Source organism: Bradyrhizobium sp. 147, assembly GCF_023073935.1.
In the GTDB taxonomy this organism is placed as follows: Bacteria; Pseudomonadota; Alphaproteobacteria; order Rhizobiales; family Xanthobacteraceae; genus Bradyrhizobium.
Genome location: NZ_JADPKL010000064.1, coordinates 15,972 through 30,881, shown reverse-complemented (window position 1 = coordinate 30,881; position 14,910 = coordinate 15,972). Strand labels below are relative to the sequence as shown.

General features: G+C 57.4%; 11 protein-coding genes and 2 pseudogenes. 4 read left to right on the top strand and 9 right to left on the bottom strand.

Annotated elements, in window-relative coordinates:
- The 3 genes from IVA87_RS14260 to IVA87_RS14250 form a co-directional block, all read right to left on the bottom strand.
- Positions 1-486, bottom strand: a 486-nt coding sequence (locus tag IVA87_RS14260) for an IS66 family transposase zinc-finger binding domain-containing protein (RefSeq protein WP_247333951.1), incomplete at its 3' end; no start/stop codon positions are given.
- 110 nt (positions 487-596) lie between these two features.
- The gene (gene tnpB / locus IVA87_RS14255) at positions 597-953 is read right to left on the bottom strand and encodes an IS66 family insertion sequence element accessory protein TnpB (RefSeq protein WP_247333945.1); all 357 of its coding nucleotides are present in this window, start codon (positions 951-953) and stop codon (positions 597-599) included.
- Positions 950-1,375, bottom strand: a complete 426-nt coding sequence (locus IVA87_RS14250) for a transposase (protein WP_247333949.1) — start codon at positions 1,373-1,375, stop codon at positions 950-952. Before IVA87_RS14250 ends, tnpB begins: the two co-directional genes overlap by 4 nt.
- A gap of 85 nt (positions 1,376-1,460) precedes the next feature.
- Between IVA87_RS14250 and IVA87_RS14245 the strand changes: the two are divergent.
- The 3 genes and pseudogenes from IVA87_RS14245 to IVA87_RS14235 form a co-directional block, all read left to right on the top strand.
- A pseudogene (locus IVA87_RS14245) lies at positions 1,461-1,889 on the top strand (IS3 family transposase); the annotation flags it as partial.
- 1,003 nt (positions 1,890-2,892) lie between these two features.
- A pseudogene (locus tag IVA87_RS14240) lies at positions 2,893-3,752 on the top strand (acyl-CoA thioesterase II).
- Between the two features lie 517 nt (positions 3,753-4,269).
- On the top strand, positions 4,270-5,433 hold the full coding sequence (locus IVA87_RS14235; RefSeq protein WP_247333943.1) for a M20 aminoacylase family protein: 1,164 nt from the start codon (positions 4,270-4,272) through the stop codon (positions 5,431-5,433).
- A gap of 602 nt (positions 5,434-6,035) precedes the next feature.
- On the opposite strand, the gene IVA87_RS14230 is transcribed toward IVA87_RS14235, so the two are convergent.
- The 6 genes from IVA87_RS14230 to IVA87_RS14205 all read right to left on the bottom strand — a co-directional run bounded on the left by IVA87_RS14230 (position 6,036) and on the right by IVA87_RS14205 (position 12,895).
- Positions 6,036-6,989 carry a cupin-like domain-containing protein gene (locus tag IVA87_RS14230; RefSeq protein ID WP_247333941.1) on the bottom strand — a complete coding sequence of 318 codons (954 nt, stop codon included), beginning with the start codon at positions 6,987-6,989 and terminating at the stop codon, positions 6,036-6,038.
- A gap of 119 nt (positions 6,990-7,108) precedes the next feature.
- Positions 7,109-8,011 (bottom strand): LysR family transcriptional regulator, encoded by a 903-nt coding sequence (locus IVA87_RS14225; protein WP_247333939.1) that lies wholly within the window; start codon positions 8,009-8,011, stop codon positions 7,109-7,111.
- Positions 8,012-8,853: 842 nt separating this feature from the next.
- Positions 8,854-9,792, bottom strand: coding sequence for a cyclase family protein (locus tag IVA87_RS14220; protein ID WP_247333937.1), 939 nt, complete (start codon positions 9,790-9,792; stop codon positions 8,854-8,856).
- Between the two features lie 105 nt (positions 9,793-9,897).
- Positions 9,898-10,608: a class II aldolase/adducin family protein gene (locus tag IVA87_RS14215; protein WP_346658356.1), complete on the bottom strand. Its 711-nt coding sequence runs from the start codon at positions 10,606-10,608 to the stop codon at positions 9,898-9,900.
- A 401-nt stretch (positions 10,609-11,009) separates the two neighbouring features.
- Positions 11,010-11,825 (bottom strand): hypothetical protein, encoded by an 816-nt coding sequence (locus IVA87_RS14210; protein WP_247333933.1) that lies wholly within the window; start codon positions 11,823-11,825, stop codon positions 11,010-11,012.
- Positions 11,826-12,412: 587 nt separating this feature from the next.
- Positions 12,413-12,895 carry a MarR family transcriptional regulator gene (locus IVA87_RS14205; protein WP_247333932.1) on the bottom strand — a complete coding sequence of 161 codons (483 nt, stop codon included), beginning with the start codon at positions 12,893-12,895 and terminating at the stop codon, positions 12,413-12,415.
- Between the two features lie 467 nt (positions 12,896-13,362).
- On the opposite strand from IVA87_RS14205, the gene IVA87_RS14200 reads away from it, so the two are divergent.
- Entirely contained in the window at positions 13,363-14,880 is a 1,518-nt protein-coding gene (locus IVA87_RS14200; protein WP_247333931.1) for a porin, read from the top strand.
- Positions 14,881-14,910 lie beyond the last annotated feature (30 nt).

Genomic DNA, 14,910 nt, shown 5'->3' with positions numbered 1-14,910 from the left:
CTGGCCTGGTCGCGGCTCTCGCCGGTCTTGAATGTGCGATTCGTCATGAACAAAGCGTACACCGACCAACGAAAATGCCCGAGTTCTTGCCCAGCCTCGCCGGGTAACAAGGATCCGGAACTGGGCCGGGACCAAGTCCAGCCGCTCGCTTCTATCCTCACCGACCCGGTGCAACTCGCGCTGGCAGCAGGGACAGGTCTTGTCCTCGATGTCGACGACGACCTCGATCCGCGGCAAGTGCACCGGCAAGGCGCCACGGTTACCGCGGCGCTTCCGAGCCCGCACCTCACGGCCTTCAGGTGCGCTGACGTCCTGCGCCGTCTCGCTATATGCTGCCACCTGCTCGACGTCTTCCAGGCCCAGCAGCATCTGATCTTCAGGCAGCGTCTCGGCCCGCCGGCCAAACCGATGCCGCTGCAATTCCTTGATGATCTGACGCAGCCGTTCGCTTTCGCACCGCTCGGCAAGCAGCATCGCTTTCAGCATCTCGGGATCGTCAGGCAGGGCGTCGCTCACACCCAATTCAGAGCATATTCGCTGCCATGTGGCGATGCGTCCGGCGCTCCTGATTCACTTCGTCGCAGCACCGCCAACAACTATCCCGCTTGCGTTGGCGCCGACGTCTCCCGTGCCTCATGCACAAGCCGCCAGTCGAGCCCTTCCAGGAGCGCCGACAATTGCGCCGCCGACAGACGCATCACACCGTCCTCGATTTTCGGCCAACGGAAGATCCCGTCCTCGAGCCTCTTGGCGAACAGACACAGACCCGTTCCGTCCCAGAACACCAGCTTGACACGGTCGGCTCGCTTGGCCCGGAACACATAGACAGCACCCGAGAAGGGGTCCGCCCGCATGCTCTCACGCACTAAGGTCGCAAGGCCTTCCATTCCCTTGCGGAAGTCTACTGGCTTAGTCGCCACCATCACCCGGACTGCTCCGGACGGGCCGATCACCGGGGCGCCTTCAGCGCATGAACGATGGCAGCAATCATCGCCGCGTCTGCGCCGGCGCCAGCCCGGATGGTAACGCCATCGATCTCAATCTCGATACTCCCGCTATCTGGCTTTGCCTTGCATCGCCGTGCCTTGCGCTCCGCGGCGACGGCCACGGTCGGTGTGTCGACCACAGCAGGCACAAATTGCAGCTCATCCGCTCTCACTGTCGGCACCTGGCGCGCTTGCCGGCGCCAGGTGAACACCTGTTGGGGCGTCAGCCCGTGTCGCCGGGCAACGTCGGAAACAACCGCACCTGGCGCGAGCGTCTCCTCGACAATCCGGGCCTTGTCATCCTTGGAGAACCAACGACGTCGTCCCGTCTCCGTGATTACTTCGAGCCGGCTCGCCGACACGTCCGACTTAAGCGTATGGTCAAGCATAGACACGAGCCGATCCCTTCAAAGAGATCGTGAACCTCGCCTATCCCCCACGCCACGAGAAGGTGGGATCAAAACGACGCTTACGATGTTTCTGGCGGCCGTCATGGATCTGTTCAGCCGAAAGATCATCGGCTGGGCCATGCAAGACCATATGCAGGTCGAACTCGCATCCGCGGCACTGACCATGGCCATCAACCAGCAACGGCCGCAGACCGGATTGATCCACCACTCCGATCGCGGTGTGCAGTATGCCTCACATGCCTATCGCAAGGTCCTCACCGGCGCCGGCATCGTGGCATCAATGAGCCGCAAGGCCGATTGCTACGACAATGCCCCGATGGAGAGCTTCTTCCATACCTTGAAAACCGAGCTGGTCCATCATCGCGACTACAATACCCGCGCCGAGGCCCAGCGCGATATCTTCGCCTTCATCGAGGGCTTCTACAACCGAACCCGCCTCCATTCCGCGATCGGATATGTCGCCCCGATCGAAATGGAGCTAAAAGCCGCTTAACCCGTCCACCTTTTCGGGGGAAGATCAAAGATGCCTTTAGGCGGTTGGCGACATGTAAGGGTCCGAAGGACCACGCCGCACGTTTTCAGATAGGCGGAAATTACAGACGTATCGCTGTGGACACTGCAGCAGGGGCACTTCGTCTTGACAGATAGAGGATCGGCCATCTCACGGGGCACCGTTGTGCAATCCAGGTCGAATTGATAATCGCTTCTCGCTTGCCCTGGAGGCGCGGCGCTCCTGTAGTTCGGTGACAAGGAGCAATTCGTTCACCCCACATGGAAGACTGGTAGGAACCTATCACACCCATAGTGATGGCGTGCTGTCCCCTTTTATCAGCATCGATCGAACAATGCCTTGTGCTCTCTTTACGCGACTACTATGCTCGAAGCGGGCCGCTCATCATGCCGCTGCAACCCGCGTACGTAGCAGTAGACGACCGCGTCTGGTGGAAGCGCGACAATATGCTATCCCTGCTCAAAACCTGCGCTCCTTCCGTTTTGAGCCATGCGGTCGACGAAATGGTAGTACTCAGCGTACCGGCTGTGCCTCCTGCGGTGAAGCGGTCGCGTTCAGTCGCAGCGGGTACGACCTGCGATCCTTGGAAGCAGCTGAAAGAAGCTGTCGCGCTATATCTACATACGCCCATCGCACTGCAGTTGTGTGCTTCTCGACATGTACGGAACAAAACGCTGACAGTTCGACCCGTGGCGACGGTACAAGAAGCTCGCCATCGTGTTCTTTACTGTAGTCCGTTGATGTGCGGACCGGCATGCGGATTGCTTTGGACTTGAACGACTGTCGCAGGCGCTGAGCCTATCGAAAAATGCCCGGCGTGAACTGTCTCACGTATGGAGTTCTGGTAGCGCAGAGGCAGCTCGAATACCGGGCCCAAAACGCGGCGTTTCGTTCCGAGGAGTGCTTCATCTCTCGAAGCCTGAAGACGCTGGTCTCTCCGTCGTACCGCTCCAGCCATGACACTGAACACGCTAAGAGCTCTTGAATGCAAAAAAGTCGGATCGATCTTGCAGCCATCCTCGACGTTGACTTGATCGGGGACAACATATTTCGCGGCAATAGTCCGAACGCCGCCGATGAACGGGTATTCGGGGGCCAAGTTCTCGGACAGGCGATGTTTGCCGCATGTCGAACAGTTGAAGCCCGGCTACCGCATTCGCTGCATTGCTACTTCATTCACACCGGCGACCCCAGGGTGCCTTTGATCTACGAGGTAGAGCGGCTGCGCGACGGTAAAAGTTATTCGACCCGGCGCGTGACGGTGATGCAGCATGCCAAGGTAATTTCCTCACTTATGGCGTCCTTTCATAAGCGTGAGGAAGGCGCGTTCAACCATCAGGACAAAATGCCGGAGGTTCCAGGACCTGAGCATTCGCAGCCGACAAGTTGTCGAAGGAGCCAGTGTATCCTCACCTGCCAGAAATTGTTCGTCGCTACTATGAACCCGATCGTCCGGTGGAGCTTCGTCCGGTCGAGATCGCCCGGTATGTTGGCAAAAAGATCGAAGGCGGAAAGCTCCATATGTGGATGAAGGCTGCGACTAAGCTGCCGGATGATCCGGTGCTGCATATATGCGCGCTGGCCTATGCCTCGGATTTATCACTCCTAGATGCCGTGATGGCACGCTATGGGCGTACGCTGTTCGACGGACGCATTCTGTCCGGAAGCCTTGACCACGCCATGTGGTTTCATCGCTCGTTCCGTGCCGATGATTGGCTGCTCTATGCCAAGGAATCGCCGAGCGCCCAGAGCGGACGTGGCCTCGCCCGTGGCCTGATCTTTAGGCGCGACGGCACGCTTGTGGCCTCTGTCGCACAAGAGGGCTCAGTGCGGAAGCGACGCTGAGCCTTAGACCACCTCGCTAATAGGTCTTGCCCAGGGCGCGGCGAGCAGTCTGCCTATGTTGCAGGATACGCGGCCCCGCCCACTCCCTGCTAAACTTGGCAGTTGATGTGTTTGTGTCGGAGCGCTTTAGTCTTTCCGGAAGCGGTAGGCGCGGCTGCAGACTGGCTCCGCTAGACCGCCGAGTTTGCTGACGAGAACGCGTGCTGACCGGAAGGGCGGCGTGGGCGCAAAGCGCGACCAGAAGCCGGGAAAGCGCGAAGGTGGATGCCTGTGCGTGAGGTAATTGAGGCCTACCAAGGTGACGGCCAATGGACAGAACGCGCGGAACTCAGTCTTGAGCCCGCTGCGAAACACATTTTGGGAGGAGGGTGTGAGCCTTCATCTTCCCACCGTTTTGCTTGGGGAAGCCGTCTGTTTGGCTGAAGCGAGCACGTGGTCATCTTAGATGGTCGTGCAGAAGCTCAGCCATACAGATCACGCGCTGTCTTAATGCATGATTGCAAGTTGTGGAATCAACATGCGTGGCATTGAAGCATTTCGAAATGTGCAGGCCGAGGCAACTGCTTGGCGCCACTATCTTCATGAAAATCCGGAGCTGGAGTATCGGCTCTATAATACGGCCGAATTTGTAACCGAGAAGCTCGCCTCTTTCGGCGTTGATCATGTCGAAACGGGGATCGCTGAAACGGGTGTCGTCGCGGTTATTAATGGCAAATGCGGAGGCGGGCCAACGATCGCTCTGCGCGCGGATATGGACGCGCTACCGATACTTGAACGATCCGAGAAGCGCTGGTCATCTAAAGTATCGGGCAGGATGCACGCATGCGGGCACGATGGTCACATGGCCATGCTTTTGGGGGCCGCGAAATACCTTGCGACTACTCGACGCTTCAGGGGGAGCATCGCCTTGATTTTCCAGCCGGCTGAAGAGGATGGGCTGGGTGGCAAAAGGATGGTCGAGGCGGGCATCATGGATCGATTTTCGATAAGCAAGGTGTTCGGACTGCACAATGTACCAGGAATGGAAGTTGGCAAGTTCGGCATCTGCCATGGCCCGATCATGGCGGCTCTCGACGAGTTTGACCTCGTCGTCAAGGGGAGGGGCGGCCATGCCGCGAAACCACACGAAGCCATTGATCCAGTCGTCATCGCAGCACAGATCATTGTCGGCCTCCAAACCTTGGTTTCCCGCTACACGAATCCAATCGAGGCGTTGGTAATCTCCGTCACAAAACTCAATGCAGCTCAGGCTTACAATATTATTCCCGACCGAGTAGAAGTGGCTGGCAGCGTGAGGACTCTTGTGCCGGGCCTGCGCGACTTCGCCGAACGGCAGATTGTGTCGTCTGCCCGAGGCATCGCGCGCGGATTTGGCGCAGACGTCGAATTCAGGTACTTCCGATCCGGCCCGGTCACCGTCAACCATGCCAAGGAAACCGATTTGGCGATCACGGTAGCACGCAATCTCGTTGGGCCGACTTCAGTGGATGACAAGATCTTGCCAAGGATGGGGTCGGAGGATTTCGCTTACATGCTTGAGGCACGCCCGGGCGCCATTATATTTCTAGGTAATGGATCAACAGCTAGCTTGCACCACCCGGCATACGATTTCAACGACGAGACGTTGCCATATGGCATCGGCTATTGGGTTAACTTGGTCGAGACGGTACTGGCTCTCTGAACGCTCGCGTTCGCTGGCGCTACCGCGTCTCCGTCCTCCAAGCGAAAGTCTATGACGATGTATGCTAGAAGTTTGGCTGCAACAACGAGCTGAGGCTATCTCCCAATCGAGCAACGTGGAGCGGGGCGTGGCTGCGGTGTCGGCTCGGGAGAGCTTGCGGTCAGTGGCTGGAGCCTTCAAGGTTAGCGTTGCCAGCGATTGAAGTGCTCACAGCGGTTTCGTTCGACCGTAGCGCCGTGGCGCGGCCGCCGGGACTGCACTCGAGCGGTCCTTAGTGGAACATGTTCTCAAGCCCGCTTGCCGAGCAAGCGGACATGACCTCCGCGCGCTGCTGGTCGTAGTGGCAGACGGTGGGGATCAAGGCTAGGCATTACGTGGTGTGGGCACCTCTTCGAGCACGAAGTCACCAGCATCGAACGTAGCCTGTACCCTAGCGACCAGCAACCCTGAGGCCGCACGACGGCGGGATATCACCTTTTTCGGGCATTGGTTGATGCTGGTCTGGCCAGATTTGGCTCTTGCCGATTGCGCGGCCTCAGCTCGTCCCGAGCGGAAAGCCGCGTGCACGGCGTAGGTAGCGCTCTCAATTGCAACTCGTCTCCTCAACTTACATAGCTCAAGTAGGGCCGGTACAATGGAAACGTAATGGCTTCAGGTATCTTGGCGACGACGGCCAATGCGCTGATCGCGTTGTAATATTTGACCTCTGTGGGTATTTCGTTTGGGGGCTGGGCTAACGCGTCCAATACGCTCCGCTCGGTGTGCCAGTCGATATTAAAGGAAATTGAGGCCGATAGGCTACGCACGTGGTGGAGGGTACCAGGTGGCATGTACAGCATGTCGCCTGCACTCACGGTGATTGCCACGGGGGTCGCACGCCGGTACTGCGGAAATCGCCCATAGTCGGGGCGCTCCGGGTCCACATCAAACCATCTCCAACCGCGGCGTCCACAGAGCTCTGCTTGGTTCGCGGGTATGATTATGAACGTCTTACTGCCGTAGATCTGGAAGAAGAGATTGTGACTAAGCAGGCTATCGAAGTGAAGCGGAGTAACCGTGCCTGCTGGGCCCATGAAGAACTGCGAATACCGCCACCAATGCTGACGATACCAGGGACTAAGAAGATTGGCCGGAAAGGGCTGGCAGTCTGCAGCCAGCGCTTCCACTAACCCGAGTAATGGAATGTCGTGGCAATACGGGATTGCTTCCGCGTTTGATGAGACTTCATCCGCGCGCGGCGGACGCTCCATTATGAACCTCACGTATTCTGCCAGGCGCCAAGGTGAGACTTTGATGTCGCCAGTGTTGAGCGTCTTCACCGGCACGGTCAGCGATCCCGCGGCCTGCTCAAAATACTGAGGCGACCAACGCTGGCAGGCACTCCAAGCCGCGCAGCCGCCACGTAGGACAACCGGCCGCATTGCATCGCGGTACTTTGTCGCAAAGTCGGACTCAGTAAGCTGCGCCACAATGTCGATCGACGATGAGCAGGAGCCGCCTAACGCCGATGGTGGCCGATCTGCTGACTGAGTTGATGCGTCTTTCGGCTTCGTCATGTTATGCGCCTTCATCACAATTCGACTGAACCGCCATCTTGACCCCAAAAATAGCCAATCTGGTAGATCGATAAAAATCAAAAGCTCTTATGGAGGCATACGTCTCGCTAATAAGCGACCTATTCGGCCGCGGACCGATGCGCTGCCTGTAAGGTTTCCGACAGCAATGTCCGGCTCCTTAACGACAAGCGAATGTGCTCCGCGATCACTGCTACGGCACGAGACTGATGACCTGGAATACGGTATAGAACAAGGTCAACGGCACCGAGTGAAGGGAGCCCCTCCGCCTCCACAAGGTGGCGCACGCCGGCTGGGATCACAGATTCCTCGGCGAGCGATACAGCGACACCGACCGCGACTGCAGCAACAATGGGAGCCATTGTGACGCTGGACAATACGATCTTAAATCTTCGGTCGGCTTTCTTGAGGGCCTGCAGGGCGATCTCGCGGCGGAGACAACCACCAGAATGGAGCGCTAACGGCAATACTTGGTAATCATGCGGCGAGTTCTGCGGCGATGTGATCCAATGAAGTTTCTCACGTCGGAGCAACTCGCCGTCGCGGGTCTTCGAATGCCGGATCACCAGGGCGAGGTCCACTCGTCCGTCTAGAACTTCCTGAGCCAAATTGAGGCCATCGTCAGCAACGATATGAAGTTGTACATGGGGACAAGACTTGCTGAGCAATGGCAATACGTCAGGCAAAATAATGCGGGCGAAGGCGTCCGATATGCCGATGCGCACTACGTCGTCAGACTGAAACGCCGAGAGCTTGACAAGCGCTTCATCATTTAAGAGCAATATTCTGCGTGCGTAGTCGATCAGCAGCTCGCCGGTGGTGGTGAGCCGAGTGCCGAATGGACCTCGCACAAAGAGTGGCTTTCCGATGCGCTCTTCCAATCGCTTGATCTGCATGCTGATGGCCGCCTGCGTGCGGAACAGCCGTTCGCTGGCTTTCGTGAAGCTGCGTGTCTCTGCGACAATGACGAAGGCCCGGAGAAGATCCGGCTCCAGATGCTGCACTTGCGTCTCCAGAACAGACAACAAGCCCCAAGAGAAGAGTGTATTCTGCAAGTCGGCGGTTGCGCACGCCCAGCTTAGGGAGGGGACAGGAGCTTCTGTGCCATGATCTGATTTGCGGAGCTAACCGCGCTGATCGAATGCGCTGCCTTGTCGCGGTCTTTAGTGGAGGCGTGAAATGACGCGAAGGATCTGCGTGGCACGAGTGCGGATCCATGTAATCACAGAAACTCGGGCGCAGTCCTGCATGCCCCAGCGTTGCCCGACATCCAAAACGTGCGCTCGGCGGGGCTGGCGCGCTCGCTGCTGTTGAGCTGCGCCGTAGAGTCCAAGCATCGACTGGCTAAAGAAGGCCCGAGACAGGCTTGGAAATTTCCTGCCTCTGATCCAGCGCTTGCCGCCGCCCTGGGGCATGCATACGGAAAATCGTGGAAAGCTAACGAAACGGGCCCCGCCCCTCGATCCCACGGCGTGGCCCCCAGAAGGCTGAGGTGACAGGCCATGCTGAACAGTGGGAGAAAGCTAAGTTTGCGACGGATCGGAAGCACTGACAATTATTACTAATGACAAAAGATGCGAACCGAACCCTACGTATCGCAAGTTTGCATTCCGAACGAAAGAGCGCGTCTAGCTGCCATTTCGGTGGCGTCTATTTTTCTCAACACTGGTGGTTGATGGCTTCTCTCCGAAATGAAGCTTGGATGCTGGTTGCTATTCGTCAGTTCACTTTTATCTTGCGAATCGGCGGGCGATTGCCGAAAATGGCTGGCGGATGTCCGCTGATGAAATTGTTGTCGACGCTGTAACTCGAACCGGTCGCCCAGTCCGCGATCCTCAATGAGCCTTTATTTCAATGCTTGTGGGTTCACGGGCGAGCCAAAGCCTCCGGTAACCTCCAAAGGCGGGGCTGCAAGCAAGAAGCTGTAGCGTCCGTCGGCTGCGCAGTCCGCGGCCAGCGTCTCTAGATTGAACATTTCGCCCAACGGCATCCCCATGTCTCGCAGCGCGAGCATGTGGAAGGCGAGCGGCATTTCTGAACCCAAGCCATCGGCGTCTAATATTTCCACAGCCATGTTGTCGGCCGCGACCGCCGCCAGTGACTTGTCATGCGCCCACTCGGCGCAGGTATAGCTGAGGCCGGGCTGCATTCCCATAAAAGCGTCGCGATCCCCATCGGCGGTGAACCAAAGCATGTGGCCTGTGTTCACCAACAGGATGTCGCCCCTGCCGACGCTTACGCCTTGCTTCTCGCATGCGGAATTCAAATCATCGACCGTGATCGCATAGTCGAGGGGCAGTCGCTCGACGCCCTTTAGCCGCGCAATGTCCAGGAGCACCCCACGGGAGACGATGCCGGGGCTTGCCAGATGGTCGATGCCCATCTTCAGCGCCCCATTTTGGGTAAGGCATTCGCGCGCATTGCAGCCATTGTAGAGTTGACCGTCATAGTGGACGTGACCGAGTGCGTCCCATTGGGTCGAACATTGCAGCGGCATATGGATCACGTCGTCGGAGAAACAGACACCAGGCGCCGCCGTGGGGCTCATCGGTGTGAAAAGGTCGGTCGCGTAGACCATCGGGTTGAACCGCTTGCGTCCGAGCTGCGGCCCATTCCGGTCGAACCGCAGACCAAGGTTGAAGAGCTTGCCGTCGCGCACCTCGGCCGCCGCCTTCTTCAGAGTTTCTGGCCCGATGTGATTCAGCGTACCCCGCTGATCTGCCTGGCCCCACCGGCCCCAGTTGCGTAGTTTTTCAGCAAGATCATCAAAGTTGGGGGGGCGCATGGGTGGCTCCTTGATAGCCGCGAAATATTGAGCAGCCTCGAAAACGGATTGCCTACTCGCTTGCTTGGCAGGTCAGTGGTAGCATATCAGCGCTTAGCCAAACCATCAGGTTGCGTAATCAGGACTTAAGCGGTCGAGGCGGCGTTTGAGGGCGATCCAAGGCCGAAGACTCCTATTGTAGCCCTCGCGTTGAAATTGCTCCGCAGCATGTGCAGCAATCTTCTCAGAAGGCAAAGCGATCTTTTGTCCGCCTTGCGTTGCCGCGATTTGCACCCGGCAAGATTGCTCTAAGAGGTACATGTTGAGGAAGGCCTCAGAGACGGTGCGGCCGATTGTAAGCAAGCCGTGGTGCTTGAGGATCATCAAGTCTTTGCCGCCGAGATCGCGGACGAGACGTTCGCGCTCGTCGAGGTCAAGGGCAACTCCTTCATAGTCGTGATAGGCAATGCCGCCGTATAGGCACATCGATTTTTGATTTAGCGGCAGCAGTCCCTGTTCTTGAGCCGCAACCGCCATTCCGGCTAAGGTGTGGGTGTGAATTACGCACTGAGCATCGTCACGTGCCATGTGCACGGCAGAATGGATCGTGAAGCCTGCCTTGTTAATTTTAGCCTCTTCCTCCTTCTGAATGGCATGCCCCTCGGGGTCGACCACAACAAGACTAGAGGCGGTGATTTCGTCGAACATCATGCCGTAGGGGTTCAACAGAAAACGATGCGCTTTGCCAGGCAGGCGCGCTGATAGATGGGTGGAGATCAAGTCATCCATGCCGAAATGGGCGATCAGGCGATAAGCTGCCGCGAGATCACAGCGGATCTGCCATTCCTGGAGGCCTCGTTAGTCATGGTCTCGTCTCCTCAAGCTCTCTAAGTGATGTCGAACAAAAATGGCCCCGCAGAAATTTACTGATGATACCGGTTGGTCGTGGATATTCCGTTTTTGGACAAAGAATCCGCAGCTTTCATGCATTGTTCTCCAGATGACCGTGCATCCATATCCTGGGTCCTTGCTGCACTGCTTCGTTCGACTTTATGATCGCCGTTCGCTGGAATTTTGTGCGCTTACGGTTTGATATGCCCAAGGACGGCGGCCCGCGGATCGCCGTGATGGGAATTCCGCAAAAGGTCCGGGGAGTGATCTATCAGGGCAAGAAGTCATGGCATCGCCGGGAAGTATATCTGGCCTTGGTCATGTCTTTTAGCGCGGATGACTGCGGCCTACGAAGCCGAAGTCAGCGTCCGTTCCAGCCAGACGAAAATATCATCATCGCAGGCTGCGAAATTCTCGAACTCACCGTCTGGAATGTGTGCCAGACGCGGCATCAAGAGCTTGAGGTCGATGCGAGCGGCTGCGCAGTAGGTTTCCAATTTCATGGCCTCCGGGACGCTAGCGATGCTGCGCCCACCTGCAACCACGAGAGCCGGGCATTTCAAACGTCGCGCCAATCGCGCTCGGTATGCTGAGGCCAGGTGATCATCCAAGAGGTCAGAGGCTCCCGTCATCCAGGAGATGGAGGCCTGAGTACGAGCCCAGTTCCACAAGCCGCCGTCGCAAACCGCCGCAGCAATGCGTCGATCAGCCAACGCGAAATCGGTCGCCAGGGCGGCCGACAGCCCTTCACCGTAGATACCAATACGAGATGCATCGACTTCGGGTTGAGCAGTTAAATAGTCCAAGCAGGAGGACAAGATCGCTGATTGTTCATGCCGGCCGGCGGAAACGTCCTGGTAAGCGAGAACGAGAGCCGCCATGCCTCGGCCTGCTAGGACTGGCAAGAGGCGCCCGACCAACATGGCTTCCGTTTCGCCCTCTCTGCTTATGCAAATAACTGCTGGGGTGAACAACTCAGGTTCGCCCGCGGACACGTAGTAGGCAGGTAGCTTGCGTTCATCCCAAGATGCGATTTCGACGCGCCGCACCCTCTGTTTGAGAGATTCGAAATTGCCGATGATAGCTTCCAGTTTGCCCAAAACGTCCCCCGCTTGTGGATCGTCTTCGTCGGCCAGCCGCCTTGCCAATTCGAATGCGGTCATTGCGCAAAGCCAAGCATCCTCCGCGGCATCGAGAGCGCCCCGCTCGACGTTCTGGTCTCCGAACAGGCAGTGAGCCTCTCCTATGTTCGTCCATCTTGCGACGAAGTGCCGCCGTCTTGTGGTCTCGTGACCTCCAGAGAAACTGTCTAGGAATACCGCCGCACTGCGCCTTGTGGACTCGAGGTTGTCCGTCACTTCAGGCCAAGCAGCGCACAGCATCGGTTTCCCCCTTCGCGCGAATCATCGATAATTGCTCTGGGAGGCCCCACACAACCTTGAGCAATCAAGAGACCCTGAATTCGGCTAGTCAGCGTTGATTGGCAGCTTCAGCTTCCGCTTATGTCGACTCTAGACTCTAGGGCTCATCGAAGCTGAGCCTCGCCGATCTGCGGGCCCACGCCGCTGAAAATCTGCTTTGTTTTCGTGAATGTGCAGCTTTTCTAATTTCGCTGGGCTTTTGGCTCAGATGCGCGTGTCAATCTTGCGCAGAGCCGAAGCCGCATGCTCGCGGTAAATTCGCGCGGCGGTCTGTGCTGCTGGATGAGCCATACTGGTCTCGTGAGGAGCCAGTCAAGTAACGAGCCTGGCTACAACAGCCCAAGATTTAGTTTTTGATGTGCAAGGCGACTGTTCTTCGCAATCGAGGTCAGTCGCTTATTGAGATAGTCCAAAGACTCTTCGTCCAAACCGGCAAGCATGGTCGCATTCAGTGCGTGTCTTTTGTCCGACAGCTTTGCCATTTCCACTCGTGCCTTTTGAGTCAGTGAGATTTGCAGAAATCTTGCATCATCAGGCGATACTACGCGGGCCAGGAGCTCCATCTGCTCGAGCTTCTTCGTTTGGTTCGTCACAAAGGCGGGATGGATCCGCAGCTTAGTTGCGACCGCGGTGCCGGAAACGCCGCGACCGTCATCCAGGTTGTCAATGGCCGCAAGGATGAGCCATTGCGGCTCGGTTACTCCTAGCATTTCAGCCCAGCTCTTGTGGATTTCCTCAAGTTGAGAATGGATCTCCACGATGTTCCAGATCAGGTCCCTGGCGGCTCGATCTAACTGTTCTTTTTCGGCCATATTAACTTTCGCACTTTGCTCAGGGGGCGCGCGACTCGAGGAAGGCGGGCCCATTCCTATCTCGCATATTGCCCTAACCAGGCTGCACAGGCCATGGGCACCATGTGAGATATCAATTGAAAAATGCAATTAATTATGTTTATTGATCTGCATGATCGTGTGGCAATTTACCAAGCGATCTTAGCTCTGACCTCCAAGAGTGCCCCCCGAGATGCCCCTCGGGGGCTTTTCTTATGGGGCTGGTTTCGAGGCGTTACCACATGAGGGTCTGTGTTGCTAGGATGCAACGGCCTTCAACCATCTATTGATTCTACAAATTAATTAATTGCAACAATTAATGAAAGCAAGTAGGGATCACGCTGACAGCGAGGGGGCCTCGACGTCGTTCCGCCGGCACCTGCCCAGGAGCAGTGACAGCGCGGATCTTTGAAGGACGGAAACGCGGTTTCCAACTTGGAGGGTCGTCTATGAAAGTGATGAAGGGTATTATCCTTGGCTCGGCGGCAATGTTCGTCGGCGCTGGAGCGCAGGCTGCCGATCTCCCCGTCAAGGCGAAGGCGATCGAATATGTAAAGATCTGCTCGCTGTATGGCGCCGGCTTCTACTACATCCCCGGCACTGACACGTGCATCAAGCTCGGTGGGTATCTGCGCGCGGATACCATGCTGGCGACCAGTTCTGACTTCGATGCTGCCAGCAGTGGTGTAGCTGGCGCGCGGAATCGGCTCAGCAATTACTATACGACGCGAGCTCGCCAGGATCTGCAGTTTGATACACGCACGGCCACCGAGTATGGCGTCGTTCGGACCTTCTCCGAGCTGGTGTTCACTTGGACCAGCGGTACCTATAGTGGTGCTGGCACGACCGGCGTGAATGGTGCGACCAGCTATACGTCGTCGACCGGTTCTCAGATCGCCGGTGGTTCGCTCGGCGTTTACTACGCGTTTATCCAGTTCGCCGGATTTACGTTCGGTAAGGCTGAGTCGCAATTCAGGACGCCTTGGGCCGAATACCCTGCAAACAACATCGAGCTCCCGGGCAGCGGTGGTTGGGATCCTGTGAACCAGGTTACGTATACCGCCGATTTCGGGCAGGGCATCACGGCTTCGTTCTCTGCTCAGGATCAGGTCGCAAACTATACAAGCAATATCTGGAATGTGAGTGGCGCTACCGCTGCTGGCCAAGCTGCCGGCGCCTACGGTGCCAATGACATCGGTGGATCGCGGGCTCCGGACCTCGTGGCTCGGGTTCGTGTTGACCAGGCTTGGGGTCTCTTTCAGGCATCGTTCGCTGCGCACGACAACCATGCGGCCTACTACGGTGCGTCCGAGCTGACGGGTCATCCTGGCGACAAATGGGGCTGGGCTGGCCAGTTGGCGTTGTCAATCAAAAACCTTCCGACAGGCCCCGGCGACACGATTAACCTGACCGGCGTGTACACCAATGGTGCGAGCCGGTACAACTTCCAGGATTATATGTCGACCACCTACGCGATGTATGGCGGTGCGAGCGTGGCTGGTGCGTACCAGAGCTTGGGCATTGCCGGTGTATCCGACTCGGTTTTCGTCACTGGTGCCGGCCAGGAGTTGACCACGACGTATGGCTTCAATGGCGGTTACACCCACAACTGGGATCCGTATTGGAATACGTCCGTGTTCGGCGCATGGGCCGCTGTTCGATATAACAACACGGCCAAGGGGTATATCTGCGGGGCGTTCGTCGCAAATCTTGCGCTCTCGAGCGGCGTTGGCGGGTGTAACCCCGATTTCAACTACGCGGTGGTTGGCACGAAAACGTCCTGGACTCCCGTCAAGGGCCTGACTTTTACGGGCGAGCTTGCGTATATGATGCTCGACCAGAAGTATGCGAGCGGAAGCACAGTTACCCTCCCGCTACAGTCGGGTGTCGCAAAGCCTGCGGCGGTGTACGAGCTGAAGGATCAGAACAGCCTTGTGCTGCTGCTCCGCGCTCAGCGCAATTTCTAATGTCCTCTCTATAGGAAAGGAGCAAACAAC